The 24,329-nt window shown below is 69.7% G+C and carries 19 protein-coding genes, 4 tRNA genes and 1 pseudogene; 11 read left to right on the forward strand and 13 right to left on the reverse strand.

From position 1 onward, the window contains the following. Nucleotides 1-31: 31 nt before the first annotated feature. Nucleotides 32-946 (reverse strand): RNA polymerase sigma factor SigJ, encoded by a 915-nt coding sequence (sigJ, locus tag OHB21_RS04305; RefSeq protein ID WP_195125314.1) that lies wholly within the window; start codon nt 944-946, stop codon nt 32-34. A gap of 93 nt (nt 947-1,039) precedes the next feature. On the opposite strand from sigJ, the gene OHB21_RS04310 reads away from it, so the two are divergent. Further along, the gene (locus OHB21_RS04310) at nt 1,040-1,573 is read left to right on the forward strand and encodes a class I SAM-dependent methyltransferase (protein WP_084538063.1); all 534 of its coding nucleotides are present in this window, start codon (nt 1,040-1,042) and stop codon (nt 1,571-1,573) included. Nucleotides 1,574-1,868: 295 nt separating this feature from the next. On the opposite strand, the gene OHB21_RS04315 is transcribed toward OHB21_RS04310, so the two are convergent. From OHB21_RS04315 to OHB21_RS04325, 3 genes and pseudogenes are all read right to left on the reverse strand, one after another. Next, on the reverse strand, nt 1,869-2,960 hold the full coding sequence (locus tag OHB21_RS04315; RefSeq protein WP_067513018.1) for a 3-deoxy-7-phosphoheptulonate synthase: 1,092 nt from the start codon (nt 2,958-2,960) through the stop codon (nt 1,869-1,871). A gap of 240 nt (nt 2,961-3,200) precedes the next feature. Next, nucleotides 3,201-3,673 (reverse strand): annotated as a pseudogene (locus tag OHB21_RS04320) (carboxymuconolactone decarboxylase family protein). An 83-nt stretch (nt 3,674-3,756) separates the two neighbouring features. Continuing rightward, nucleotides 3,757-4,632, reverse strand: a complete 876-nt coding sequence (locus OHB21_RS04325; protein WP_067513014.1) for an oxidoreductase — start codon at nt 4,630-4,632, stop codon at nt 3,757-3,759. A 147-nt stretch (nt 4,633-4,779) separates the two neighbouring features. Between OHB21_RS04325 and OHB21_RS04330 the strand changes: the two genes are divergently transcribed. Beyond that, entirely contained in the window at nt 4,780-6,387 is a 1,608-nt protein-coding gene (locus OHB21_RS04330) for a (2,3-dihydroxybenzoyl)adenylate synthase (protein ID WP_407675155.1), read from the forward strand. Between the two features lie 103 nt (nt 6,388-6,490). On the opposite strand, the gene OHB21_RS04335 is transcribed toward OHB21_RS04330, so the two are convergent. Further along, nucleotides 6,491-7,804, reverse strand: a complete 1,314-nt coding sequence (locus tag OHB21_RS04335; RefSeq protein WP_195125313.1) for a salicylate synthase — start codon at nt 7,802-7,804, stop codon at nt 6,491-6,493. 212 nt (nt 7,805-8,016) lie between these two features. Here OHB21_RS04335 and OHB21_RS04340 point away from each other — a divergent pair, with 212 nt between their 5' ends. The 3 genes from OHB21_RS04340 (at nt 8,017) to OHB21_RS04350 (ending at nt 12,491) form a co-directional block, all read left to right on the forward strand. Beyond that, nucleotides 8,017-10,470 (forward strand): glycerol-3-phosphate 1-O-acyltransferase, encoded by a 2,454-nt coding sequence (locus tag OHB21_RS04340; protein WP_084538062.1) that lies wholly within the window; start codon nt 8,017-8,019, stop codon nt 10,468-10,470. After that, on the forward strand, nt 10,470-11,939 hold the full coding sequence (locus tag OHB21_RS04345; RefSeq protein ID WP_084538061.1) for an HAD-IB family hydrolase: 1,470 nt from the start codon (nt 10,470-10,472) through the stop codon (nt 11,937-11,939). Before OHB21_RS04340 ends, OHB21_RS04345 begins: the two co-directional genes overlap by 1 nt. A gap of 99 nt (nt 11,940-12,038) precedes the next feature. Further along, nucleotides 12,039-12,491 (forward strand): DUF6069 family protein, encoded by a 453-nt coding sequence (locus OHB21_RS04350; protein WP_067513008.1) that lies wholly within the window; start codon nt 12,039-12,041, stop codon nt 12,489-12,491. 61 nt (nt 12,492-12,552) lie between these two features. Here the strand turns inward: OHB21_RS04350 and OHB21_RS04355 are convergent, their stop codons facing one another. The 7 genes from OHB21_RS04355 to OHB21_RS04385 all read right to left on the reverse strand — a co-directional run bounded on the left by OHB21_RS04355 (nt 12,553) and on the right by OHB21_RS04385 (nt 15,855). Next, the gene (locus tag OHB21_RS04355; RefSeq protein WP_228790244.1) at nt 12,553-13,275 is read right to left on the reverse strand and encodes a polyprenol monophosphomannose synthase; all 723 of its coding nucleotides are present in this window, start codon (nt 13,273-13,275) and stop codon (nt 12,553-12,555) included. A 503-nt stretch (nt 13,276-13,778) separates the two neighbouring features. Next, nucleotides 13,779-13,852 (reverse strand) — tRNA-Phe (locus tag OHB21_RS04360). Nucleotides 13,853-13,910: 58 nt separating this feature from the next. Then, nucleotides 13,911-13,984 (reverse strand) — tRNA-Asp (locus OHB21_RS04365). A gap of 29 nt (nt 13,985-14,013) precedes the next feature. Then, a tRNA-Glu gene (locus tag OHB21_RS04370) sits at nt 14,014-14,086 on the reverse strand. 94 nt (nt 14,087-14,180) lie between these two features. Next, nucleotides 14,181-14,846, reverse strand: a complete 666-nt coding sequence (locus OHB21_RS04375) for a TetR family transcriptional regulator (protein WP_067513005.1) — start codon at nt 14,844-14,846, stop codon at nt 14,181-14,183. Between the two features lie 116 nt (nt 14,847-14,962). Further along, nucleotides 14,963-15,358, reverse strand: a complete 396-nt coding sequence (locus tag OHB21_RS04380) for a hypothetical protein (RefSeq protein WP_147265925.1) — start codon at nt 15,356-15,358, stop codon at nt 14,963-14,965. 424 nt (nt 15,359-15,782) lie between these two features. Further along, a tRNA-Lys gene (locus OHB21_RS04385) sits at nt 15,783-15,855 on the reverse strand. A gap of 180 nt (nt 15,856-16,035) precedes the next feature. Here OHB21_RS04385 and OHB21_RS04390 point away from each other — a divergent pair. The 3 genes from OHB21_RS04390 to OHB21_RS04400 all read left to right on the forward strand — a co-directional run bounded on the left by OHB21_RS04390 (nt 16,036) and on the right by OHB21_RS04400 (nt 18,418). Next, the gene (locus tag OHB21_RS04390) at nt 16,036-16,365 is read left to right on the forward strand and encodes a hypothetical protein (protein WP_067513001.1); all 330 of its coding nucleotides are present in this window, start codon (nt 16,036-16,038) and stop codon (nt 16,363-16,365) included. A 198-nt stretch (nt 16,366-16,563) separates the two neighbouring features. Then, nucleotides 16,564-17,160, forward strand: coding sequence for a DUF937 domain-containing protein (locus tag OHB21_RS04395; protein ID WP_067513076.1), 597 nt, complete (start codon nt 16,564-16,566; stop codon nt 17,158-17,160). A 292-nt stretch (nt 17,161-17,452) separates the two neighbouring features. Next, nucleotides 17,453-18,418 carry an acyl-ACP desaturase gene (locus OHB21_RS04400; RefSeq protein WP_067513074.1) on the forward strand — a complete coding sequence of 322 codons (966 nt, stop codon included), beginning with the start codon at nt 17,453-17,455 and terminating at the stop codon, nt 18,416-18,418. 71 nt (nt 18,419-18,489) lie between these two features. Here the strand turns inward: OHB21_RS04400 and OHB21_RS04405 are convergent, their stop codons facing one another. Then, nucleotides 18,490-19,209 carry a hypothetical protein gene (locus tag OHB21_RS04405; protein ID WP_228790240.1) on the reverse strand — a complete coding sequence of 240 codons (720 nt, stop codon included), beginning with the start codon at nt 19,207-19,209 and terminating at the stop codon, nt 18,490-18,492. Nucleotides 19,210-19,451: 242 nt separating this feature from the next. On the opposite strand from OHB21_RS04405, the gene dusB reads away from it, so the two are divergent. From dusB to phoU, 3 genes are all read left to right on the forward strand, one after another. After that, nucleotides 19,452-20,594, forward strand: coding sequence for a tRNA dihydrouridine synthase DusB (dusB, locus tag OHB21_RS04410; RefSeq protein ID WP_113975296.1), 1,143 nt, complete (start codon nt 19,452-19,454; stop codon nt 20,592-20,594). A 332-nt stretch (nt 20,595-20,926) separates the two neighbouring features. Beyond that, a complete protein-coding gene (locus OHB21_RS04415; protein WP_233444461.1) occupies nt 20,927-23,473 on the forward strand; it encodes an LCP family protein in 2,547 nt (848 codons plus the stop codon). An 89-nt stretch (nt 23,474-23,562) separates the two neighbouring features. Next, on the forward strand, nt 23,563-24,225 hold the full coding sequence (gene phoU, locus OHB21_RS04420; protein WP_067504789.1) for a phosphate signaling complex protein PhoU: 663 nt from the start codon (nt 23,563-23,565) through the stop codon (nt 24,223-24,225). The last annotated feature ends 104 nt before the right edge of the window (nt 24,226-24,329 follow it).

A 24,329-nucleotide genomic window follows, 5' to 3' on the forward strand; every position in this document is an offset into this window, starting at 1 on the left:
GGCCGGGCGATGAGGGCCCGGCCACGGCGGCTCAGCCCAGGCGCACGCCGGTCAGTTTGGCCGGGTTCGCGTGATCGTAAGCGCCCCAGATCACTCCGTCGCGCACGGTGAAGCCGACCACCCGCGCCGGATGCCAATCCTGTTCGTCGGTAGCGGAATCCAGATTCATCACCACACCCGTGCGCCCGTTCACCGTGGCGAGTTCGTAGCGGGTCGCGGCGTCGCAGGACGCGCCGATTCCGTATCGGCGCACCAGCGCCAGCATTTCGCGGGCGATCCGCTCCGCCCCGCCGACCACGGTGACCGTGGGCGTGGTGCCGTTCGCGTCGCCCATCAGTACGGCGTCGGGGTGCAGCGCCGCGACCACCGCCGCCTCGTCGCCGGATTCCAGCGCCGCCAGCAACTTCCGCACCGCCGCGTCGTGCTCGGTGTCGGAGACCGGAGCGGGCACGTCCCGCACGGTCTCGCGCCCCTGTTCCGCCGCGCTTCGCGCCTGGGCCACGGGCACTTCCAGAATGTCGGCGATTTCCTCGAACGACGGCCCGGCCTCGTGCAGCACGAGCGCCAGCCGCCGTTCCGGCGTGAGCGCGTCCAGCGCCACCATCATCGCCATGCGGCATTCCGGTTGTCGCACAACGGTTTCCAGCGGATCAGACACGCCGGACGCGGCCGGTTTGGTGACGACCGGTTCCGGCAGCCACTGCCCCACATAGGTTTCCCGGCGCGCGGGCGCACCGCGCATGTGGTCCAAGCAGATTCGGCCCACCATGGCGATGAGCCAGGGCCGCAGCTCGTCGATCTCGGACTGGTGGGTGCCGGTGAGCCGCAACCAGGTCTCCCCCACCGCGTCCTCGGCGTCGACGACGCCTCCGGTGAGCCGGTAGGCGACGGAAAGCAGGGGCGCCCGATGCGATTCGAACAGGTCTGCGAGGAGAGCGGCAACCATCGGGCAGATTCTACGGTCGTTCGATCACGGCCCGGACGCCGCCCGTGCCACGATGGGGCATGGAGATCCGGAACCCCGCCGCGGGGTGCACCCGTGGGTGACGCGCGGTTCGGCTGGTTCGCCGACACCATGGACCTGCGCCCGTCCGACCAGGTGCTCGAGATCGGTCCCGGTTCCAGCCCGTCGCCGGGACTGCTCGCCGAGCGGGTGCCCGAGGGCAAGGTGATCGGCGTCGATCGCTCCGCCACCGCCGTCACCCGCGCCGCCGCCCGCCTCGCGCCGCAGCTCGAGGCCGGACGCATCGGCCTGCTGCACGCCGACCTCGACTCGTCGCTGCCCGCCCGCCTGCGCGCCGAGTTCGGCATCGACCGCTTCGACAAGATCCTCGCCGTCAACGTCAACGTCTTCTGGACCAAGCGCCCCGTCACCGAACTGGCCACCCTCGCCGCCCTGCTCACCCCCGCGGGCACCCTCCACCTCTGCTACGGCTACGGCGACCCCACCGACCCCGCCACCTCCCCCAAACCCCCACCGGGCAAACTCGAAGCCCACCTCACCACCGCCGGCTTCCTGCCCCGCCTCCGCCAATCGGGCGACCTGCTGTGCGTCTCGGCCACGCGAGCGTGAAGCCGCCTGCGCCCCAACCTCCGCGCGCAACGGCTCGACACAGCAGGCTCGCCCACCCTGGCCTCACCCACTCAGCACCACCCGGCGCGGCGCCCCGCTCGCCCGACCCTCAGCAGACAACGCAACATCCCCACCCTCCCAGCCATCTCGGGGAGGGAGCCCGACGACAGACCGTTCGCGGCCGTCTCGCAACTCAGCGCTCGAAGCGCACGCGCGCAGCGCAAGTCTCGAGCGCTGAGTTGCGAGACATCAAGGGCCGCGAACCCGCGCGCCCCGGCGCGCCAAAAAACACAGCTCAGATGTTTCGGCGCCGACCGACAGCGTCCGCGAGGCGATCCAGCTGCGCGGCCGTGGTCTCCCAGTCCAGGCACGCGTCGGTGATCGACTGCCCGTAGGCCAGATCCTCCGAACGCCCCAGCGTCAGGTCCTGGCGGCCCGCGACGAGGAAGCTCTCCAGCATCACGCCGACCACGCCGTTCTCACCGGCGGCGAGGCGCTCGGCGATATCGGTGACGACGTCGACCTGGCGGTTGTGGTCCTTGTTGCTGTTGCCGTGGCTGGCGTCGACGACCACGCGCTGCGGCAGCGCGGCCTTCTCCAGGCGCAGGCACGCCTCGGCGACCGAGGCCGCGTCGTAGTTGGTGCCGTTGGTGCCGCCGCGCAGGATGACGTGGCAGTCGGGGTTGCCGCTGGTGCGGATGAGGGCGGCGCGCCCGTCCAGATCGGTGCCGGGGAACACGTGGCTGGCGGCGGCGGCGCGCACGCCGTCGACCGCGACCTGCACGTCGCCGTCGGTGCCGTTCTTGATGCCGACCGGCATGGACAGCGCGCTGCTGAGCTGACGGTGCACCTGGCTGGCCGCGGTGCGCGCGCCGATCGCGCCGTAGGAGACGAGGTCGGCGATGTACTGCGGGGTGATCGGGTCGAGGAATTCGCACGCCACCGGCAGACCGAGGGCGGTGATGTCGACCAGGACCTTGCGGCCGATGCCGAGGCCGGTGTTCACGTCGAACGAGCCGTCCAGGTGCGGGTCGTTGATCAGGCCCTTCCAGCCCAGGCTGGTGCGCGGCTTCTCGAAGTAGACGCGCATCACCACGTGCAGCCGGTCGTTCACCTCGGCGGCCTTGGCGGCGAGGCGGCGCGCGTAGTCCAGCGCGGCCGCGGGGTCGTGCACGGAGCACGGGCCGACGATCACCATGAGGCGGTCGTCGTCACCGTTGAGTACGTCGACGGTCGCCTTGCGGCCGGCGCGCACGGTGTCGGCGAGCGGGTCGGTGATCGGGTGCACCAGGCGCACCTCGGCCGGTGAGCGCAGCGGGCTCACGGACAGGGTGCGCTGGTCGTCGAGGTCGGAATGCCGCGCGTCGACGTCGGCTGCGGTTGTCATTTCGGTGGGTTCCTTTTCGTTCAGGCCGACCCACGGATTTCGAACACCCGACGAGCCGGTCCGTATCCGGCTCGGGGTGGAAGGAAGTCAGCGCATGTGGTTGCCGCAGACCGACCCACCCAGGGCCGGCTTGCTAAACCAAAAATATGCGTGCTGCACGACGGCGACTGTACCAGCCGAGTACGCCGAAGTGGCGCGCACGCCAACTCCACACCCCGCTTCGCGACGCAGCTCACACCGTCAGTCGAACTGGCCAGGGGTGTAGCTGCCCGCCGGTGTGCCCGCGATCACGTTCAACCGGTTGTAGGCGTTGATGATCGCGATGAGCGAGATCAGCGCGGCGATCTGGTCGTCGTCGTAGTGCTTGGTGACCAGCTCCCAGGTGCGCTCGGAGACGCCGACGTGCGCGTCGGCCAGGCGGGTGCCCTCCTCGGTGAGCGCCAGTGCCGCGCGCTCGGCCTCGGTGAACACCGTCGCCTCGCGCCAGGCCGCGACCAGGTTCAGCCGCACCTGATCCTCGCCCGCGGCGAGCGCGTCCTTGGCGTGCATGTCGGTGCACATGCCGCAACCGTTGATCTGGCTGGCGCGCAGCTTCACCAGTTCCTGCGTGGCGTGCGACAGCTCGGTCTGGCGCAGCACTCGCCCGTATTGCCGAGGCGCTGGATGACCTTCATCGCGATTTGGTTGCCGAAGAGGTCGAATCGGGGTTCCATGGCGTACTCCTTCGTTCCGGTCGGCCGCTCGGGGGCGGCCGCTACCGGGAAGACGACGCGTGGGCCCGGAAGTGTGACAGCGCTCAGCGGAACGAGTACGTGACCCCGGTGAGCTTCTCCGACAGCTCCCACAGCCCGCGCGCGACCGCCTCGTCGCGCGACTGCTTGGTGGAACCGGAGCGGCCCGGGTAGCCGCGCATGCCCGCCAGCCCGGTGGGGCCGTAGAACGCGCCGGGCTCGACCTCGGCAGTGGCGGCGAAAAGCTGTGGGAGCGCGCCCATCTCGGGGCTCTGCGCGAACAGCCGGTTGCCGAGCGACATGATCGGATCGAGGAAAGACTCGGTGTGCGACTGCAATTCGGTCGCCGCGTAGCCGGGATGCGCGGCCACCGACACCACCGGCGAACCGGCCGCGGTGAGCTTGCGCTGAAGCTCGTAGGCGAACATCAGGTTCGCCAGCTTGGCCTGGCCGTACGCGCCCCAGCGCTGGTACCTGCGGCGCTCCCAGTTCAGGTCGTCGAGGTCGATGCGGCCGATGGCGTGCGCGCCGCTGGACACCGTCACCACCCGGTCGGCGACGCGGTCCAGGAGCAGGCCGGTGAGCGCGAAGTGGCCGAGGTGGTTGGTGCCCACCTGCTTCTCGAAACCGTCGGCGGTGCGCCCCTCCGGCACCGCCATCACGCCCGCGTTATTGATCAGCACATCGAAAGGCTCTGTGTGCTCGGCGAATTCGCGCACCGAGGACAGGTCGGCGAGATCCAGCTCCCGCACCAGCGCCCGCTCCCCGATCTCGTCCGCCACCCGCCGCCCCTTCTCCACATTGCGGCAGGCCAGCACCACCCGCGCCCCCGCCGCCCCCAACGCCCGAGCGGTAACCGCCCCGAGCCCACTGTTGGCCCCCGTCACGACGAACGTCCGACCGGCTTGATCGGGAATGTCAGCGGCGTCCCAGCGCGTCATGCCGCGAGTCTAGCGCGCCCCACCCCTCCCGTCGCTCGCTGCGGATGCGCCGAAGCCCGGTGGAACGAGTCCGCCCGGAGATACCCTCACATCCTGAGATAGGGTTACCTAACTAGCCCCCCGCCGTCAGTACCTGTGAGGCATATCGTGAGCACTGCCAGCAATCATCGTGAAGGCTTCGTGCCCTTCCCCGAGGACGCGGCCGCGAGCTATCGCGCCGCGGGCTACTGGACCGGGCGTCCGCTGGGTGATCTGCTGCGCGAGACGGCGCGGCGCACGCCGGAGCGCACCGCGCTGCTCACCCACGAGGGCGCCCGCACTTACGCCCAGGTGGACGCCGAAGCCGATCGGATGGCGCACGGCCTGCTGGCCCTCGGCATCGCGCCCGGCGACCGCGTGGTGGTGCAGTTGCCGAACGTGCCCGAATTCCTCACGGTGCTGTTCGGCCTGTTGCGCGCGGGCATCATCCCGGTGCTCACCCTGCCCGCGCACCGCAGGGCCGAGATCGAGCACCTGGCGGCGCTGTCGGAGGCCGTGGCCTACATCGTCGCCGACCGGCAGGGCGATTTCGACTACCGCGAGCTGGCCACCGCCGTGCGACCGGCCGTGCCGAGCCTGCGCCACGTGCTGGTGCTGGGCGATCCCGGCCCGTTCACCGACCTGCAAACCGTGCCGCGCGAGGGTGATTCGCTGCCCGAGATCGACGCCTCCGATATCGCGCTGATGCTGGTCTCCGGCGGCACCACCGGCCTGCCGAAGTTGATCGCGCGCACCCACGACGACTACGTCTACAACGCGACCGCCAGCGCCGAGGTGTGCGCGCTCACCGCCGACGACGTCTACCTGGCCACATTGCCCGCCGCGCACAACTTCCCGCTGGCCTGCCCCGGCATCCTGGGCACGGTGAGCGTGGGCGGCGCGGTGACGTTCGCCGCCGACCCCAGCCCGGAGAACGCCTTCGCCACGATCGAACGCCACCGCGTCACCGTCACGGCCGTGGTGCCGCCGCTGGCGCAGCTGTGGTGCGCGGCCACCGACTGGGAGGAGGCCGATCTCTCCTCGCTGCGCCTGCTCCAGGTGGGCGGCGCGAAGCTGGCCGAGGTGAACGCCAAGGAGGTCACCCCCGCCCTGGGCGCCACCCTGCAGCAGGTGTTCGGCATGGCCGAGGGCCTGCTCAACTTCACCCGCCTCGACGACGACGCCGAACTCCTGCACACCACGCAGGGCCGCCCGCTCTCGGAGTCCGACGAGGTGCGCGTGGTCGACGGCGAGGGCAACGACGTGGCACCCGGCGCGGAGGGCGAGCTGATCACGAAGGGCCCGTACACGATTCGCGGTTACTACCGCGCGCCGGAGCACAACGCCCGCGCCTTCACCCCCGACGGGTACTACCGCAGCGGCGATCTGGTGCGCCGCCTGCCCTCGGGCCATCTGATCGTCTCCGGCCGCATCAAGGACGTGATCAACCGCGGCGGCGAGAACATCTCCTGCGACGAACTCGAGGAGCACCTGCTCGCCCATCCCGCGGTCCGCCACGCCGCCGCCGTCGGCCTGCCCGACGCCGCACTCGGCGAAAAGGTCTGCGCCGTCCTGGTCGTCGACGGCGAGATGCCCTCACTGGCCGAGATCAAGACCTTCCTCACCGAGCGCGGCCTGGCCACCTACAAGCTGCCCGACGTGCTGCGCCAGGCCGACAAGCTGCCGATCACCGCGGTCGGCAAGATCGACAAGAAGGCGCTGCGCGCCGCCGAGTGAAACGCGAAGGGCCGCACACCGATCGGCCTGCTGCCCGGACCGAGAACTCGGTTCCGGGCAGCGGTTCAGATCCGGTGCGGCCCTTGTCCGTTGAACAGCGCCCCTACGCCTTGACCACGTAAGGCGCGATGCTGCCGAGCTTTTCGCAGGTCTCCTCGAACTCCCGCTCGGGCGTCGACTGCGCGACGATCCCCGCGCCCGCGCGCAGCCACGCACCCTCGGCGGTCTGGTAGACCGCGCGCAAGACGAGCGTGGCCTCCAGCGCACCCGTCGGTGAGATCGCCACCACCGCACCGGAATACAGTCCGCGTGGGCTGCCGTCGTTGCGGAACACCGAGTCCACGCCTTCGCGCTTGGGGATGCCCGAAGCTGTCACGGAGGGGAACAGCACCTCGAGCGCGTCCCAGCTGGAGCGGTCGGCGGCCAGCCTGCCGCGCACCGTGGAGGCCAGGTGCTGCACGCTGCCGCGCTCGCGCACCGCCATGAAGTCCGACACCACCGGCGTGCCCGGATCGGCCACGGCGCTGATCTCGCCGAACGAAGTCTGCACGGAGAGCGCGTGTTCCACGATCTCCTTCGGATCGCTGAGCAGATCGGCGCGGGCGGCCATATCGGCCTCCAGTCCGCGGCCGAAGGCGCGGGTGCCGGCCAGCGGCTCGGTGGTGACCACGCGATCGTCGTCCACGGAGGCCACCAGCTCGGGACTGAAACCCGCCGCCTCGAGCCCGCCGAGGCGCAGCAGGAACGAACGCGCCGGGGTGTTGTGGGCCCGGCCGAGGCGGTAGGTGGCCGGCACGTCGACAGTGAACGGCAGCTCAACCTTCCTGGACAGGATGACCTTCTGATAGCGGCCCGCCCGGATCTCCTCGATCGCCGCGGCGACCCGGCCGTGATAGCCGGTGGCGTCCACGCGGATGTCGGCGGGTTGCGCGCTCGGCAGTTCGGCGTCCTGCGACGAGGCGATCAGATCGTGGATGTCGCCGGTCTCGGTAGGCGAAGCGCCCGCGACGCGAATGCCGGACTCGTCCACCCGGACCTCCACGCGCGGGATCATCAGCCGCGCCACGACGGTCCGCTCATCCAGATACGCGGTGGCGTCCAGCGACCACGCGCAGAATTCGAACCCGATCCACCCGTAGGCCCGGCGGCCCTCGGTCTGGAGCAGGGCCAGCGCCTGATCCAGCGCCTGCGCGGGCGAACCGGACCACGGGCGCACCGTGGTCTCCCCGTCCCAGGTGACGCGCAGTTCGCGCGCCGTCAACTCGATTCCGCCGATCGGATCGGCCGCGAAGATGCACTCCCCCGGGCGCTCGTACATGACGTACTCGCCGAACCTGTCCGCTGCCGCCAGCCGGGACATCGCTGCCGCCGGATCGGTCACATACTCAACGCGCACGCGTTCGCCCGTGGTCGACAACGATCCTCCAAGTAATGCTGAACCCACTTCGAGAGGTAAGGTTAGCATTACCTGAGTGTTGCCACGCTGTGCGCGCTGCCACAGGCGAACCATCTTGCCCGCCCTTCCCGCCCCCGTCACGCCCCGATTCCAACTCGCCGCGCGGAGTGCCTGCGCACCGGCCCGCGGCAGGCTTGAATGGGAGGAGCGTCACTGCGGAGGGAAGAGCATCGATGATCGAACACCGCGGCGACCCGTCGACGACGACGAGGTCCGCCACCGAACCGCGCTCGGTGGTTGCGCTGGTCGACGCCGCCTCCGGGGTCGAGCGCGATCTCATCGGGTCCTGGCTCGGCGCGGGCGGGATCGCCCGCGAGACGGGCGTGGGCGCGCCCGTCACCCAGCTGGACCTGGACCCGCGCGCCGTCGCCGAACGGCTGGCGGGCCGCCGCGACGATCCGCTGGTGGTGCCCGTGCGGGTGCTCTGGCTGCCGCCGGAACGAGATGGCGTGCGACGATTGACGTTCGCCGATCTGGCCATGCTCACCAACCCCCGCAAACCGCACCGGCTGGCGCAGCGGCGGCTGGTGCGCCGCCATCCCGACCGGCACGCGGTGATCATCGGTCAACCCGCCCTGCTCAGCGAACTGCGGGCCAATAACCCGGAGGCCGCGGCCCTGCACGCCGCGGGCACCACCGAACCGCTGGCCCGCGCGGTGGTGCGCGCCGCGGTGGTGGCGCTGGAACGCGCCGAGCGCACCGTCATCGGTGACCGGTACAAGGTGCCGCGGCTGGTCACCGAGGAGATTCTCGACTCGCCCGATTTCCTGCGCCGCCTCGAGTACATCGCCGACAGCATCGGCGAGGACCCGCAGGAGGTCTACCGCCGCGCGGAGAAATGCCTCGGCGAACTCGTCGCCGCGCAGAGCAGGCTGGTGTCGGACCTGTTCACCCAGGCCATGCGGCCGGTGCACGCCTCGACGTGGAAGGTGGACACCGACGAGTCCGGCCTGGTCGCGCTGCGCGCCCTCAACCGTCGCTACCCGCTGGTCTTCCTGCCCTCGCACCGCTCCTACGTCGACGCGTTCGTGCTCGGAGACGTGCTGGCGCGCAACGACTTCCCGCCCAACCACGTGATCGGCGGCGCGAACCTGCGGTTCTGGCCGATGGGCCCGATCGCCCGGCGCACCGGCACCGTCTTCATCCGCCGCAGCTTCGGCGACGACGAGGTGTACAAGGCGGTGGTCGAGGAGTACTTCGCCTACCTGCTGGCCAAACGATTCAATCTGGAGTGGTACTTCGAGGGCGGCCGCACCCGCACGGGCAAGTTGCGCCCGCCCCGCTACGGCCTGCTCAACTACCTGGCCTCGGCGGTGCGCGCCGACCGCGTCGACGACGTGATGCTGGTGCCCGTCTCCATCACCTACGAACGGCTCAACGAACTCGGCGCGATCGCCACCGAACAGGTCGGCGGCACCAAGAAGCCCGAGGGCCTGACCTGGCTGGCCAGATACATTCGCAATCAGCAACATTCGGCCGGTCACGTCTACGTGCGCTTCGGCGAGCCGCTCTCGGCGCGCGACCGGCTCGCCGCGCACGGTGATCCGCTCGCCGCACCCCGGGTGTCGATTCCGTTGCACAGCATCGACTCCGGGCGCGACTCGGTCGCCGAGGAGGACGCCGAGATCGCCGAGCTCGAGCGCAAAGCCGTGCAGCGGTTGGCCTTCGAGGTCGCCGTGGGCATCAACGCGGTCACCCCGATCACGGTCAACGCGCTCGTCACGCTGGCGCTGCTCGGTGTGCACGAGCGCGCGCTCACCCTCGGCGAGGTGCGGGCCCTGCTCGCGCCGGTGCTCGGCTACATCGCCGAACGCGGACTGCCCAGCGGCGAGATCGACGCCCTGCGCGACGAACAGAACCTGGCCGTGGTGCTGGAACAGCTCTCGGTGGCCAAGGTGGTGACCGTGTACCGGGGCGGGCTCGAGCCGGTGTACTCCATCGAGAGCGGCGCGCACCTCGAGGCCGCGTTCTACCGCAACAGCGCGGTCCACTGGTTCGTCAACCGCGCCATCCTGGAACTGTCCATCCTGGCCGCGGTGGACGCCGGCGAACCCGATCAGCTCCAGTTCGGCTGGGACGAGGCGTTCCGGCTGCGCGACCTGCTCAAGTTCGAGTTCTTCTTCCCCGACCGGGCCGAGTTCACCGCGCAGATCACCAGGGAAGTGCTGCTCATCGATCCGGAGTGGAACACCCGCACCCGCAAGAACACCCTCGGCGCCGATGTGCTCGGCAAGCTCACCGCCTCGGGCTTCATGATGGCCCACCGTGTGCTGCGCTCGTTCGTCGACGCGCAACTGGTGGTGGCCGAGCGGCTCGCGGCGCGTGACGCGGCCGAGGAGATCGACCGCAAAGAGTTCCTGGCCGAATGTGTTTCGGTGGGCAAGCAGATGTTGCTGCAACAGCGGCTGCACAGCCCGGAGTCGGTGTCGACCGAATTGTTCGGCAGCGCACTCAAACTCGCCGACAACTACGGGCTGCTGGCGCCGGTGTCGAGCGAGTCGGCCAAGGACCGGTCCGAACTCACCGAGCGCCGGAGGGAATTCGCGGCCAGGCTGCGTTCGATCGGCGCGCGCATCACGCAGGCCGCCGCGCTCGACCCGTCCAACATCCCGGGCCGGGAGGCGTGATGAGCCACGCCGCCGCCCCCGAACCCGCCGAACCGGAACGCGCCGCACCGGCCGATCTGGCAGCCACGCTGGCCGCCATCCGCTCCGGACCGCACGGCCCCGGGATCGCGGCGTTCTTCGACCTCGACGCCGTGCTGGACGGCTTCCGGCGCCCCTGGTACCGGCGGCTGCGCGGTGGCAACGGTGTGGAGTCGACGCTGCTGGCCGGACTGCGCGACGGGCTGACCGACGGCGAGTACAGCCGCTTCCTGCAACAGCTCTCGCACACACTGGCGGGACTGCCCGAGGACGAGGCCGACGAACTCGGCACCCGGCTGTTCCGCCGCACCGTCTACGGGCACTTGTATCCCGAAGCGTGGCAACTGATCCGTACGCACGAGGCGGCCGGGCACACCGTGGTGCTGACCAGCGCGCTCACGCGGTTCCAGGCCGAGCCGGTCGCCGCCGAACTCGGCGTCGACCGGGTGCTGTGCACCACCATGTCCACCGAGGACGGCGTGCTCACCGGATATCCCGAGGGAAAGACCCTGTGGCGCAACGGGAAGGCCGACGCCGTGCGCGCCTTCGCCGACTCTGCCGACGTGGACCTCAGCGCCAGCTGGGCCTATGGCTCCGACCTGGCCGACCTCCCGCTGCTCACGCTGGTGGGCCACCCGGTCACAGTGAACCCCGAGCGCGGGCTCGGCGCCGCCGCCGACGAGAACGCCTGGACCGCACTGTCTTTCCGCCCGCGTCACGCGCCGCGGGTACTCGACTACGTGCGCACGGTCGCGGGCTTGGCCGCGCTGCTCGGTGGCGCCCTGTTCGGCGTGGTCGCCAAGTCCTACACGCGGCAGCGCCGCAAGATGGCCGATGCCCTGATGGCCTACGGCACCGGCGCGACATTACGGGTGCTGGGCGTGCGATTGCGGATCACGGGAGCGGAGCACGCGCGGGCACCGCGACCAGCGGTGTTCCTGTTCAACCACCAGAGTCAATTCGACGTGATCATCGTGCCCAAAGTGCTCGGCGGCGGCGTCACCGGCATCGGGAAAAAGGAACTCACCCGCAATCCGATTTTCGGCCCGCTCATGCGCTTCGTCGGGGTGACATTCATCGATCGGTCCGATACCTCGCGCGCCAAAGCGGCGCTGGCGCCGGTGGTGGAGACTCTGCGCGGCGGCCTTTCCATCGCGATCTCGCCCGAAGGCACCCGCTCCTACACACCGGAAGTGGGGGCGTTCAAGAAAGGCGCATTTCATATCGCGATGCAGGCGGGCGTTCCGGTGATCCCGGTGGTGATCCGCAACGCGGGGGAGATCTCCTGGCGCAATTCGATGGTGGCGCGGCGCGGCACGGTGGATGTGGCGGTGCTGGCCCCGATCGACGTGAGCGGGTGGAATCCGGCCGATCTGGACGACCGGGTGGAGCAGGTCAGGCGGCTTTTCCTGGAAACGCTGGTGGAGTGGCCGGATTCGAGCATCCAGTGATGTGAGTCACATCGGATATCTCGTGCCTTGACCTGAATATTCGTTGAGGTCTCACGATGGGATCCACACCGAGCACGTCGATCCCATCGGGAGGACACCATGACAACCACCACCGCGAACCCGGCCTCCACCGGTTCCTTCACCGACCGCATCCCCGCCCTGAGCCGCAAGGTCGCCGTCGTCGGCGCGGTCGTGGGCGCTGTGCTGGTCAACCTGGTCATCTGGTTGATCGGCGAAGCCGCGGGTGGGTCGTTCACCACCGTCGACGGTGACACCACCATCGACGTCGCCCCCGGCGGCGTGATCGTCCTGTCGGCCGTGCCGATGGCGATCGGGCTGACCGCCGCGGCCCTGCTGGCCTACAAGTGGGTCGGCGCGCTGCGCCTGGCCGCCGTGATCGGTTCGGCGCTGTCGCTGGCGACCATCGGCCTGACCGTCACCACCGACTTCGACACCCCGTCCATGGTGGCGCTGTCGGTCATGCACGTGGTGCTGGTGCCGGCCCTGGTGATCGCCACCGAGGGGATGCGCCGCAAGCTGCTGGAGCGCTGAATGCCCGGCGAATGCGACACGGCCCCGCATCCGATGGATGCGGGGCCGTTTGTCGTCCGGGCTACTGAACCGAGCGGCCGAACAGCAGCTTCCACGGCATGAGCGCCGACTCCAGCTGCACCTTGAGGCTCATCTTGGACGCGCCCTTGGTGCGCTCCTCGAACCGGATCGGCACCTCCGCGATGCGGAAGCCCTTCTTCACGGTCCGGTAGTTCATCTCGACCTGGAAGGAGTAGCCGTTGCTGCGGATGCCCGCCACGTCGATGGCGCGCAGGGTGTCGGCCCGCCACGCCTTGAATCCGGCGGTGGCGTCCTTCACGCCGAGGCGCAGGATGAGGTTGACGTAGAAGTTGGCCCAGGCCGAGAGCGCCTTGCGGTACCACTTCCATTCCTCGGCGGTGGAGCCGCCGGGTACGTAGCGGGACCCGAGGACGACGCCCGCGTCGCCTTCGTCCAGCTTGTCCAGCATGGCCGGGATGACCTCGGCGGGGTGGGAGAGATCGGCGTCCATCTGGATCACCACGTCGGCACCCTCGTCGAGCGCGCGGCTGATGCCCGCCACGTAGGCGCGGCCCAGACCGTCCTTCTCGGTGCGGTGCAGCACGCCGACGACGTTGGGCAGTTCGGCGGCCAGCTTGTCGGCGACCTCGCCGGTGCCGTCCGGCGAATTGTCGTCGACCACCAGGATGTGCAGATCCGACACCGGCAGCGCGGTCAGCCGCTCCACCGCCACCGGCAGATTCTCCCGCTCGTTGTAGGTCGGCACAACAACGGTAACCCTCAAGGGTCGCCCTCCCTGCTCACCTGGTCGAGCCCGCAGCCCACAGCGGGCGCCGAGCGTTCGTCGATTTCCAGTCACCGTACTCGATCCACCTGACGGACTCCTGAGCGGATACGGCGACCGACCAGCGTAACGCACCCCCGCCGAACGCCACGATCCCCCGCACCGAATCAGCCGCCACCCCCGAAACCCGAAACCCGTTGCCCCCACAGGGGAGCCAACGCCTTCGGCGCATTGCTCAGCATCCAGTGCCATGGCCAGAAGTGTGGGCGTCGCTCGCGAGACCCTGAGGGCGTTGCCTCGCGCGCCCCCACGAAGAGGTCATGGCAGCTCTCCGAGCAGTCCACCTCAGGCCCGCAACATCCCCACCCAACGCAACCACCCACGGAGGGGGTCCGGGGGCGAAGCCCGCCGGGCGGGGTGTGGGGGTTGCACCCCCACAAGACACTTGGAATGAGCGAAGGCCCATGCCCTGAATGGGCATGGGCCTCGCGGCGAATGGAACGTGGCCAGGGCCGGGATCGAACCGGCGACCTTCCGCTTTTCAGGCGGACGCTCGTACCAACTGAGCTACCTGGCCGCAGGCACCCGTTCGGAATGCCATACGCGAAGCGCCGGATTTCTCCGGCGCTTACTTGCGACCCTGACGGGACTCGAACCCGCGACCTCCGCCGTGACAGGGCGGCGCGCTAACCAACTGCGCCACAGGGCCTTGCTGTGCTTCCAACGATCCGAAGACCGTACCCCCTACGGGATTCGAACCCGCGCTACCGCCTTGAAAGGGCGGCGTCCTAGGCCGCTAGACGAAGGGGGCTCGTCCCGGGTTTCCCCGGACCGGCTTTCAACGGCTGTCCGTTGGGAGCTCGCATAGCTTATGACAGGGTCGGCGAGCTTTCCAAATCGCCTGGTCACAGGCCCAGTCCGAGCTCTTCGAGGCGGGCCGACGCGCGCCACCCGTGCAGGCGGAATTTCTCGCCCCACTCGGGGGTCGCCATGGAGTCGACGATGACCTCGAGCACTTCGGTGAAGCGAGAGCGCAGATCGGAGGCGCCGCCGAGCAGATCCATCATGTAGCGCTGGCCGGCCAGGGCGGCGGCGAGCGTGCGGGTGAACCGGTCGGGGTCGGCGTCGGCGCGCAGCTGCCCGTGTTCGATGGCGCGCACGGCGAGCACGCGGGTGGCGCGGCCGAGGATGCGCCCGCCGCCGGCGGGGACGTCACGGTAGAAGTCGGGTTCGATGATGAGCCGGTACTCGGCTTGCACGATGATGTCGTGTTCGAGCCGCAGCGCCATCTCGTCGACGATGCCGTGCAGGATGTCGAGGGGACCCAGATCCGTTCGCGCGAGCCAGCGTTCCGCCGACGAGCGATAGCGCTCGACGGCCGTGTCGAGCACGGCGCGCGCCAGGTCCTCCTTGGAGTCGAAGTGGAAGTACATGGCGCCCTTGGTGGCGCGCGATCCTTCCAGAATGCGGTTGAGCGATGCCGCGGCATAACCGCTCTTGCCGAACTCTACGGCGGCGGACCTGATTATCGCCGCACGTGTCCGGCGGGCCCGCTCTTGTTGCCGTGCCATGCTCGAAACGCCTCCGAAGCCACTCGCCACCAATCGGCGCTCCCCCGGAAGGAAACGAACCTTTGGCGCGAAGTCATGCGATTGATCAATACTTCAAACCGGGTTTTCGCCCGATTTCAAACTTTGGGTACGAAAACTGAGGGAAAACCTGAAACACACCGGCTGGTATAGTTTTCCTGCCCGGGTGCGCCGCAGGGGGTGCGCATCCGGGCATTACGTCGTCTCGGCTCAGCCTCCTGCGGCATAGACTCCTTGTTCGCCACGATCGGGCATCCCGGTCGCGACACGTTCGGGCCCAACAACGACAGGTTCAATTCCGAACCCCCGGCAGCAACGGCGATTCTTCCGGAATTCACCAAGGCGTCACCGTACCCGGAATCCGCCGCCGACACGCGGCAAACCGTGCAGCCGACCGCCCGAAACGCGCCGATATCCGTGACAGCAAACATCGCGCAATCGGAGTGCCCGGGCTGCGGGCCGCGCGAATTCGCCAGCGTCGCAGCGGCGTTCACGACGGCCACCACCGCGCACCGGCGTGCGGACACCACGCCGGTGACCACCCGGGGCGCGGGGCGCCGCCCCGCGCGAAGGTGACCCCTGACGATCCAAAGCCAGTGGTAGACAACATGATTCGATGATATCCAGGTTATACCGGATTGAACAAAGCCGTACAGGTGACAATTACCGGCACCATCGTGTCCGGGCCCCTCGCCGTTACCACCGGCCCGCGCATCCGGCACCCGAATCCCCTTGCCTCGCACACCGGATCGGCGGGCGGCGCCGCCGGGATCGCCCGCACCCGTTCCCCAGAGGAACCGGTGCGCGAAACGCACGATGCTCCATATCTACCAGACGGGACACCGGAATCGGCGGGACAGCGGCCCGGGGAACTCCCCAGACGAACGGCGAGCGCGCACGGCTCGCCCCAATCGACGGTGCCCCCTGTAGGACTCGAACCTACGACCTAGTGATTAAAAGTCACCAGCTCTACCAACTGAGCTAAAGGGGCTCGGCACGACAGCATAGCGGACCGTCCGCGACGGGCACGAACGCATTGTCACCTCGCGTCCGCGGCCTCCGGCGGTGCCGCGAGCCGGGCGCGCCGCGACGCCGCAGGTGAAAGCTTCCCCGCGAAGTATCGCGGCCGGAACCTTCGGCGAATCCCGGTTCAACCCATAGGATCTCGCCCATGAAGAAAAACGCACACCGCACGATCTCCATCCTCGCCGGAGCCGCCATCGCCGCCGTGCTCCCCCTCGTGGCCGCCGGTCAGGCCGCCGCGAACCCGGTCGACGAGGCCTACGTGCAGGCGGCGAAGCAGGCCTGCGCGGACGCGGGCTACCAGTACGACACGAGCCTCGCCGTCACCGGGTTCCGCCCGGCGTCGGTGCAGTGCGTCGACGACACGCGCCTGGCCTCGGTGTTCGTGCCGATCGCCAACGGCACGGCCTGCACCATCCTCGACGGCCTCACCACCCGCGAGGGCCGGGCGCTCGACGGGGCCTGCCTGCCCGCCTGATCCAGGTCGGGCCCGGAGGCGGCAGCCCAGCGTGACCACGCGGGGCCCGACCGGGTTCAGGCCCATCGGACACCGCCTGATTCGCGGCGCGACGCGTGCTCACAGCAAAGGGGAAACCCCACACGCCACGCGGGGTTTCCCCTACTGTGAGCGCGTCACGGGCACACCCGGGGCATCCATTCGACACAGGTGGAGCTGATGACTTCCTTCGACGAACTGCTCTCCAACGTTCCCATCGGACAGATCGCCCAGAAGCTGGGCGTCGACGAGGCCACCGCGAGCTCCGCGGTGCAGGCCGCGCTGCCGACCCTGCTCGGCGGGTTGCAGGCCAACGCCACCCAGCCCGAGGGCGCCGCCTCGCTGGTCGGCGCGCTCGGCAAGCACGACGGCGAGCTGGTGTCCGGCGCGGGCGCGGTCGACATCGAGCAGGTCGACGTCGCCGACGGCGCCAAGATCGTGGACAACGTCTTCGGCGCGGAGAAGAACACCGTGATCAGCGCCCTCGGCGCCACCGAAGGCACCGGCGGCAACGACCTGGTGGCCAAACTGCTGCCCATCCTCGCGCCCATCGTGCTCGCCTACCTGGCCAAACAGATGGGCGGCGGCGGTGCGGCGGCCCCGCAGGCGCCCGCGCCGTCCTCCGGTGGCGGTGGGATCGGCGACATCCTCGGCGGACTGCTCGGCGGCAGCGGCAACAGCGGCGGCATCGGCGGCGCGATCGGCGAGGCCCTCGCCAAGAACGCGGGCGGCGCGATCGGCAGCGTGCTCGGCGGACTGCTCGGCGGCAAGCGCTGACGCCCCCGGGTGTCGGTGCCCGGCTAACACCCCCCGGCCCGCAGCGATAGACCCTTCGCTGCGGGCCGGCCCCTCTCCGTACATCGGACACCGGACCGTGCCGGGCCTACACTCAGGACAGGCACACCTTCGTCAGCGCAGACGTATGAAGTGTCACACAGAGCACCTGAAGTAAGCCGGATGCGTTTCGCATCACACCTACGGTCCCGTAAGGTATGGCTGCATCAGCACGGTCAAACCCCGGGGGAGCCGACCTGCAAAAGCGTGCACGCACTCAATGAAGGGCTATTACATGGCAAGGGATCTGACTCAACTCGAGCTTCTGACGGAGTTGGAGCCGGTTGCCGAAGAGAACGTCAACCGGCACCTCTCCCTGGCGAAGGAATGGCATCCGCACGACTACGTCCCGTGGGACGAGGGCCGCAACTTCGCGGCGCTCGGCGGCATCGACTGGGACCCCGAACAGTCCCGCCTGAGCGAGGTCGCCAAGGCGGCCATGATCACCAACCTGCTCACCGAGGACAATCTCCCCTCCTACCACCGCGAGATCGCCGAGAACTTCTCCCAAGACGGCGCCTGGGGCACCTGGGTCGGCCGCTGGACCGCCGAGGAGAACCGGCACGGCATCGTGATGCGCGACTACCTGGTGGTCACCCGCGGCGTGGACCCCGTCGCCCTCGAAGAGGCGCGCATGATCCACATGACCAACGGCTTCGCCTCCCCCACCGAAGCCGACGCGGGCTTCCTGCACTCGGTCGCCTACGTCACCTTCCAGGAGCTGGCCACCCGCGTCAGCCACCGCAACACCGGCAAGGTCTGTGACGACCCGATCGCCGACCGCATGCTCCAGCGCGTGGCCGCCGACGAGAACCTGCACATGATCTTCTACCGGAACATGTGCGGCGCGGCGCTGGACCTCGTGCCCGACCAGGCGCTCGACGCCATCACCCTGATCCTGGAGAACTTCCAGATGCCGGGCGCCGGCATGCCCAACTTCCGCCGCAACGGCGTGCTGATGGCCAAGCACGGCATCTACGACCTGCGCCAGCACCTGGAGGAGGTCGTCAACCCGGTGCTGAAGAAGTGGCGCATCTTCGAGCGCGACGATTTCAGCGCGCGCGGCGAGGAAGTCCGCGAGCGCCTGGGCAACTTCCTGGAGAAGCTGTCCAAGGACGTCGTGAAGTTCGAAGAGCAGCGCGACCGCATGCTCGCGCGCGAGGCGAAGAAGGCCGAACTGGCTGGCGCCGCCGCGGGCTGATCCGCGAAACGACGAGAGCGCGCCGCCCCGGGAACGAATCCCGGGGCGGCGCGCTCTCGTCGTGTCCGACGTCAGTTCAGTGAGAGGGCGCCGTCGGAGCCGCCCACGTCGGTGATCTTCCAGTCCGAGTTCTCGTCCAGGGTCACGGTGTAGGTGACCGTGGTCTGCGCGCCCTCGGGGGTCTGCGCGTTGGTGGAGTTCACGGTGACGAAGACGTTCACCTTGTAGACGCCGTTCTCCTGCGACATCACCTTCGCCGAGATGGGCGCGGCGGTGGAGGTCCACTTCAGCGGGATCAGGATCTGCTCCAGCTTGGGCGCGGTGGCGTCGAACTTGGTGGACAGCTGCGGGGTGGTGTTGGCCTTCAGCTTGCCGACCCAGGCGTTGATGTCCTGGTAGTTCACCGTCGCGGCGCCCACCGCGTACTCGGTGGCGACCTGTTCGGCGCGGGCGACGTCGGCGGCCTGGGCGTCGCGGTCGTCCAGATCGCCCTTGGCCGACCACCACATCACGCCGAACACCACCACCAGCGCCGCGAGGACGGCGACCGCCGCGCCCCACAGCAGCGAGCTGAGGGGGATGGAGACGGCGGCGGGCTGGGACGTCGCGGCCGAAGCAGCCGGAGCGGCGGCGGGCGCCGGCGCATCAGTCGCCCCGGCGGCGGAAGCGGCCGGAGCGCTCGGCGCGGCGGGCGTCGAATCGCCCTGCTCCGGCGCCTGATCGTCCTTCTTCAGGTGGACGGTGTCCTTGTCGTCTGGGGTCACGTCCGATTCGCTGTCCTCGGCTGGCATGGGGGTACTCCGATGTCGTTTTTCGATGTCAGGACGAGGGCGGGCGGCCCGTGACGCCGCGGTGCCTTCTGTCCCAGACTATGCCGTCCTGCGATTTCGTCCCCCGCGAGGTCCCTCGTCGCGGCCCGGTGGGCCGGCACACACCAGCTTCTCCGCGTGGGCGACGACACCGCCGCAGGGGCGCGCGCGGGCGGTTGCCTCGGCAGTGACGCAGGCCCTTTGCCACACTGGAAGGCGTGACGATGACTACCGAAGCGCCCGTCGGCCTGCGGATCGGCCCCTACCCGGTCGACCCGCCGGTGGTGCTCGCGCCGATGGCTGGCATCACCAACCTGGCCTTCCGCAAGCTGTGCCGCGAGTTCGGCAGCTCCACCTCGATCTACGTGTGCGAGATGATCACCGCCCGCGCGGTGGTGGAGCGCAACGAGAAGACACTGCACATGATGTCCTTCGACGCCGACGAGCACCCGCGCTCGATGCAGCTCTACGGCGTGGATCCGGAGACGCTGGGTGAGGCCGTGCGGATCATCGTCGGCGAGGGTTGGGCCGACCACATCGACCTGAACCTCGGCTGCCCGGTGCCCAAGGTCACCCGCCTCGGCGGCGGTGCCGCGCTGCCCTACAAGCGCGCGCTGTTCGCCCGGATCGTGCGTGCGATGGTCGGGGCGGCCGAGCCGGCGGGCGTGCCGGTGACGCTGAAGTTCCGCATCGGCATCGATGACGACAACCTGACCTACCTGGACGCCGGCCGCATCGCCGAGGCCGAGGGCGCCCGCGCGGTCGCGCTGCACGCGCGCACCGCGGCGCAGCGCTACTCCGGGCAGGCCGACTGGACCGCGATCGCCCGGCTCAAGGAAGCCGTCACCACCATCCCGGTGCTCGGCAACGGCGACATCTTCTCCGCCGACGACGCGGTGCGCATGATGGCCGAGACCGGCTGCGACGGCGTCGTGGTCGGGCGCGGCTGCCTGGGCCGCCCCTGGCTGTTCGCGGAGTTGCAGGCCGCACTGCGCGGCGAACCACTGCCCACACCGCCGAACCTGGGCCGCGTCGGCGAGGTGCTGCACCGCCACGGCACGCTGCTGGCCGAACACCTCGGCGAGGAGAAGGCCATGCGGGATCTGCGCAAGCACATGGCCTGGTACCTGATGGGCTTCCCGGTGGGCGCCGATCTGCGCCGCGCCTTCGCCACCGTCTCGAGCGTCGCCGAACTCGGCGACCTCATCGCCCAACTCGACCCCACCGCACCGTTCCCCCGCGACGCGGAAGGCCCGCGCGGGCGGCAGGGCTCCCCCGGCAAGGTCGCCCTCCCCCACGGCTGGCTCGACGACCCCGACGACCCGGCCGTCCCCACCGCCGCCGACGTGATGCACAGCGGCGGCTGACACGCCACGATGCCGCTCTCGGCGGGCGCGCCCGGCGCACGCGCGACGCGCCGATCGTGCGAGATCGCGCACACCGATCGCGAGAAGTGCCACCGGGCCGGACGATCGATCGGGCAAATCGCCGTTAACACGATCGGCGCAGAACAGCGCGGACGCCGACGAATTCGCTACTATTCGGCTAACGGACAGCGACGAATAGCGAACGGCTTTGCGGCGTTATCGGATCCGCTCCCGGCTGGCCCGCCGTGGCGGAATCGTTATCATTGGCGAAATCGGTCATGCCGGTCGAGCTCGGCCCAGGCGGCGGCAAAGACGAAAAGCGAGGTTCGTTGGTGGGTGACGATCGGCACGGGCGTGCGCCAGGGCCCGGAGGTCGCGCCCCGTGGGAGCGCTATCCCGCGGCGGACACCGAGCACGACGGTGCGCGCACCGGCCGGCGCTCGCGCCATGCCGACGCCGCGGCCGACGCCGGCGGCGCCCCGCTGACCGTCCAGGATCTGGTGGAGAAGGTCGACAGCGAACGTGTCGGCCGCAGGCGCCGTCGCGCCGAGGCGCCGCCCAGCCGTCCCCTCGACGCCACTCCCCGCGCCGCGGCCACGCCGACCCGTCCGGCCGACCCGGTGCCGCAGCGCCGCGCCCCCGAACCCACCCGGCGTGCCGACGAACAGCCGCGCGGGCGGCGCGCACCCGAGTCCGATCCGCCGGAGCACGCCCGCACCCGCCGCGCGTCCGATCCGGCCGAGCACGCCCGTACGCGTCGAGCGCCCGAGTCCGTCGACCCACGCCGCGCCCCCGCCTCTCCCGGCCCGGACAAGCGAACCCGCGCCCACCGTGCGCCGGAATCGGTAGATCCCCGCCGCGCCCCCGAAGGCCTCGACGAGCGAGCCCGCACCCCGCACGAATCGATCGACCCGCGCCGCGCGCCCGAATCACTCGCGCCCGACGAGTCGACCCGGTCTCGCCGATCGCCGAACGCGAACCGCTCCCCCGACGCAGCCGGACCCGAGTCCGTTCACCGCGCGCCGGCATCCCCCGGCCCCGACGACGCCCGCACGCGCCGCGCCCCCGAGGCCGCACCCCGCCGCGCGGAGAAGGCCCGCAAGAACGCGCCGCGCCGCGCCGCCTCACCCGTCGTCGACGACATCACCGGCGCCGCCCCCGCGCCGCGCCGCCTCGATGCGGAGCCCGCCGAGGCCGTCACCGACATCATCCCGCCGGTCGTCGAACCCGACGACGAGCCCGCCGAGAAGCGCACCACCGAGACCGGCTGGCCCACCACGGAAACCGTCGAGGCCAAGCCGTCCAGCGGTAAGGCCGCACCCAAACCCGTCGGCACCCAGCCGCTCTCGCGCCTGGCCGCGGCCAAACAGCGCCGCAGCCGCAGGCTCCGTGCCATGGGCCGCTCCACCGCGGCGGTGTTCGCGGTGCTCGCGCTGCTGATCACGGGAGGCGGCTGGAGCTATCTGCGTACGACCGGCAACAGCTTCACCCAGGTCTCCGCCGTGGACGGCAGCACCGAGGACGTCGTCGACTCCGCCGCCCAGCTCGGCGACGAGAACTATCTGATCGTCGGCACCGACACCCGGGCTGGCGTCAACGGGCAGATGGGCGCGGGCACTCTCGCGGACGCGGAGGGCGCGCGCGCCGACACCGTGATGCTGGTGCACATTCCGCAGAACCGCCAGCGCGTCGTGGCCGTCTCCTTCCCCCGCGATCTGGATGTGACCCGCCCGAAATGTGAGCGCTGGGACAACGACGAAGGCGATTACACGGGCGAGATGTACCCGTCGGCGATGGGCGACAAGCTCAACGCCGTCTACGCGCTGGGCGGCCCGCGGTGCCTGGTGGACGTGATTCGCAAGATGACCGGCTTGCAGATCGGGCACTTCATCGGCATCGACTTCGCCGGTTTCGAAGCGATGGTGAACACCATCGGCGGCGTCGAGGTGTGCGCGAACAAGCCGATCGAGGACAGCGTGCTCGGGACCGTCATCGCCAACACGGGCAGGCAACGGGTCGACGGCCAGACCGCGCTGAACTACGTACGCGCCCGCCACGTCTACGGCGAGGAGCGCAGCGACTACGACCGCATCAACCGCCAGCAGCGCTTCCTGGCCTCGCTGCTGCGCGAATCTCTGTCGAGTCGGGTGCTGTTCGATCCGGGACGTCTGAATCGGTTCATCAACGACTTCACCAATCACACCTGGGTCGACAAAGTCACCCCACAAGATCTGCTGACGCTGGGCCGCTCACTGCAAAAAGTCGACGCGGGTGCCGTCACGTTCCTGACCGTGCCCACCGCGGGCACCACCTCCTACGGCAACGAGATCCCTCGGGAGACCGATATCAAGGCCATCTTCAAGGCCATCCGCGACGATCAGCCGCTGCCGGGCGAGAAGCCGCCCGCAGCTCCCGATCCGGCCACCACGACGTCGGCCCCGCCCGCGCCCCCGACCTATATCGCGGTCGATCCCAGCACCGTCTCGGTGCAGGTTTCGAATGGCGCGGGCGTCACCGGCCTGGCCGGCGTCGCGGCCACCAGGTTGAGCAACCAGGGCTTCCAGATCTACACCACCGGGAACTACGCCGAAGGCGCATCCGCGACCACGAAGATCCGCTACGCGAGCGGGCACGAGGCCGAGGCCGCGACCGTGGCCAGCGCCATCCCCGGAGTCACTCTCGAAGTGGCCGACGAACTCGGCTCGATCATCGATGTGGTGGTCGGCGCCGACTCCGCGACCGGCCTGGTGGTGAACGCGCCGACACCGGTCGGCGACACCATCACCGATGTGCCCGCCACCAGCGCACCCGATACGACGCCGGTCACCCTTCCGTCCGACCTCGAGCATGTCAACGCCGGGGAGGATCTCTGCGACTGACAGCGGCACCGCCCCGGTGGACCGGCGCGCACCAGCCATTCACCCTCCGTTGGTGACTTGGACAGTGCTGGGAACTAATGTCTGGTTTCATGCGTGTCATCTACAACGAGCAAATGGCCGATCTCGCCCACCTGCTGGGCGAAATGGCCGGTCTCGCGGGTTCGGCGATGGACCGGGCCACCCAGTCGCTGCTCCAGGCCGACCTGGCTCTGGCCGAGCAGGTGATCACCGAATACGACCGGATCGCCGAGCTGATCGGCGACGCCGAGGAGAAGGCGTTCGCCCTACTGGCGCTCCAGGCGCCGGTCGCGGGCGACCTGCGTCAGGTGGTCAGCGCGATCCAGATCGTGCAAGACGTCAACCGGATGGGCGCGCTGGCCTTGCACGTGGCCAAGGTGACCCGCCGCAGGCACCCCAACCACGCGCTGCCCGAATCGGTGAACGGCTACTTCGCCGAGATGGGGCGCATCGCGGTCGCCATGGGCGCCTCGGCCCGCGAAGTGCTCGAGACGCGAGACCCCGAGCGCGCCGCACAACTCACCGAAGAGGACGAGGCGATGGACGACCTGCATCGCCACCTGTTCACCCTGCTCATGGACCGCGACTGGAAGTACGGCGTCGCGGCGGCCGTCGATGTCACGCTGTTGGGCCGCTATTACGAGCGCTTCGCCGACCACGCGGTGGAGATCGGGCGACGGGTGGTGTTCTTGGTGACGGGCGAACTGCCGGCCGACCCTGACGCCGAAAGCTAGGTTCGTCCGCCTCTCCGCGTTTCTGGCCTGCGTCAGGTGCGTGGAGGGTGTGGACGCGACAGGCGTTGGCGTGGGTGGCTGGGTTGGCCCGTCCCCGGTGAGTT

Source organism: Nocardia puris (genome assembly GCF_036051655.1).
Taxonomy (GTDB): Bacteria; Actinomycetota; Actinomycetes; order Mycobacteriales; family Mycobacteriaceae; genus Nocardia; species Nocardia puris.

What these genes read in the sequence shown, in the direction of transcription:
- OHB21_RS04325 (WP_067513014.1), bottom strand. Translation starts at nt 4,632, where the DNA reads ATGACGCGCTGGGACGCCGCTGACATTCCCGATCAAGCCGGTCGGACG.
- OHB21_RS04390 (WP_067513001.1), top strand. Translation starts at nt 16,036, where the DNA reads ATGAAGAAAAACGCACACCGCACGATCTCCATCCTCGCCGGAGCCGCC.
- phoU (WP_067504789.1), top strand. Translation starts at nt 23,563, where the DNA reads ATGCGTGTCATCTACAACGAGCAAATGGCCGATCTCGCCCACCTGCTG.
- OHB21_RS04405 (WP_228790240.1), bottom strand. Translation starts at nt 19,209, where the DNA reads ATGCCAGCCGAGGACAGCGAATCGGACGTGACCCCAGACGACAAGGAC.
- OHB21_RS04395 (WP_067513076.1), top strand. Translation starts at nt 16,564, where the DNA reads ATGACTTCCTTCGACGAACTGCTCTCCAACGTTCCCATCGGACAGATC.
- OHB21_RS04400 (WP_067513074.1), top strand. Translation starts at nt 17,453, where the DNA reads ATGGCAAGGGATCTGACTCAACTCGAGCTTCTGACGGAGTTGGAGCCG.
- OHB21_RS04350 (WP_067513008.1), top strand. Translation starts at nt 12,039, where the DNA reads ATGACAACCACCACCGCGAACCCGGCCTCCACCGGTTCCTTCACCGAC.
- OHB21_RS04375 (WP_067513005.1), bottom strand. Translation starts at nt 14,846, where the DNA reads ATGGCACGGCAACAAGAGCGGGCCCGCCGGACACGTGCGGCGATAATC.
- OHB21_RS04340 (WP_084538062.1), top strand. Translation starts at nt 8,017, where the DNA reads ATGATCGAACACCGCGGCGACCCGTCGACGACGACGAGGTCCGCCACC.
- OHB21_RS04315 (WP_067513018.1), bottom strand. Translation starts at nt 2,960, where the DNA reads ATGACAACCGCAGCCGACGTCGACGCGCGGCATTCCGACCTCGACGAC.
- OHB21_RS04345 (WP_084538061.1), top strand. Translation starts at nt 10,470, where the DNA reads ATGAGCCACGCCGCCGCCCCCGAACCCGCCGAACCGGAACGCGCCGCA.
- sigJ (WP_195125314.1), bottom strand. Translation starts at nt 946, where the DNA reads ATGGTTGCCGCTCTCCTCGCAGACCTGTTCGAATCGCATCGGGCGCCC.
- dusB (WP_113975296.1), top strand. Translation starts at nt 19,452, where the DNA reads ATGACTACCGAAGCGCCCGTCGGCCTGCGGATCGGCCCCTACCCGGTC.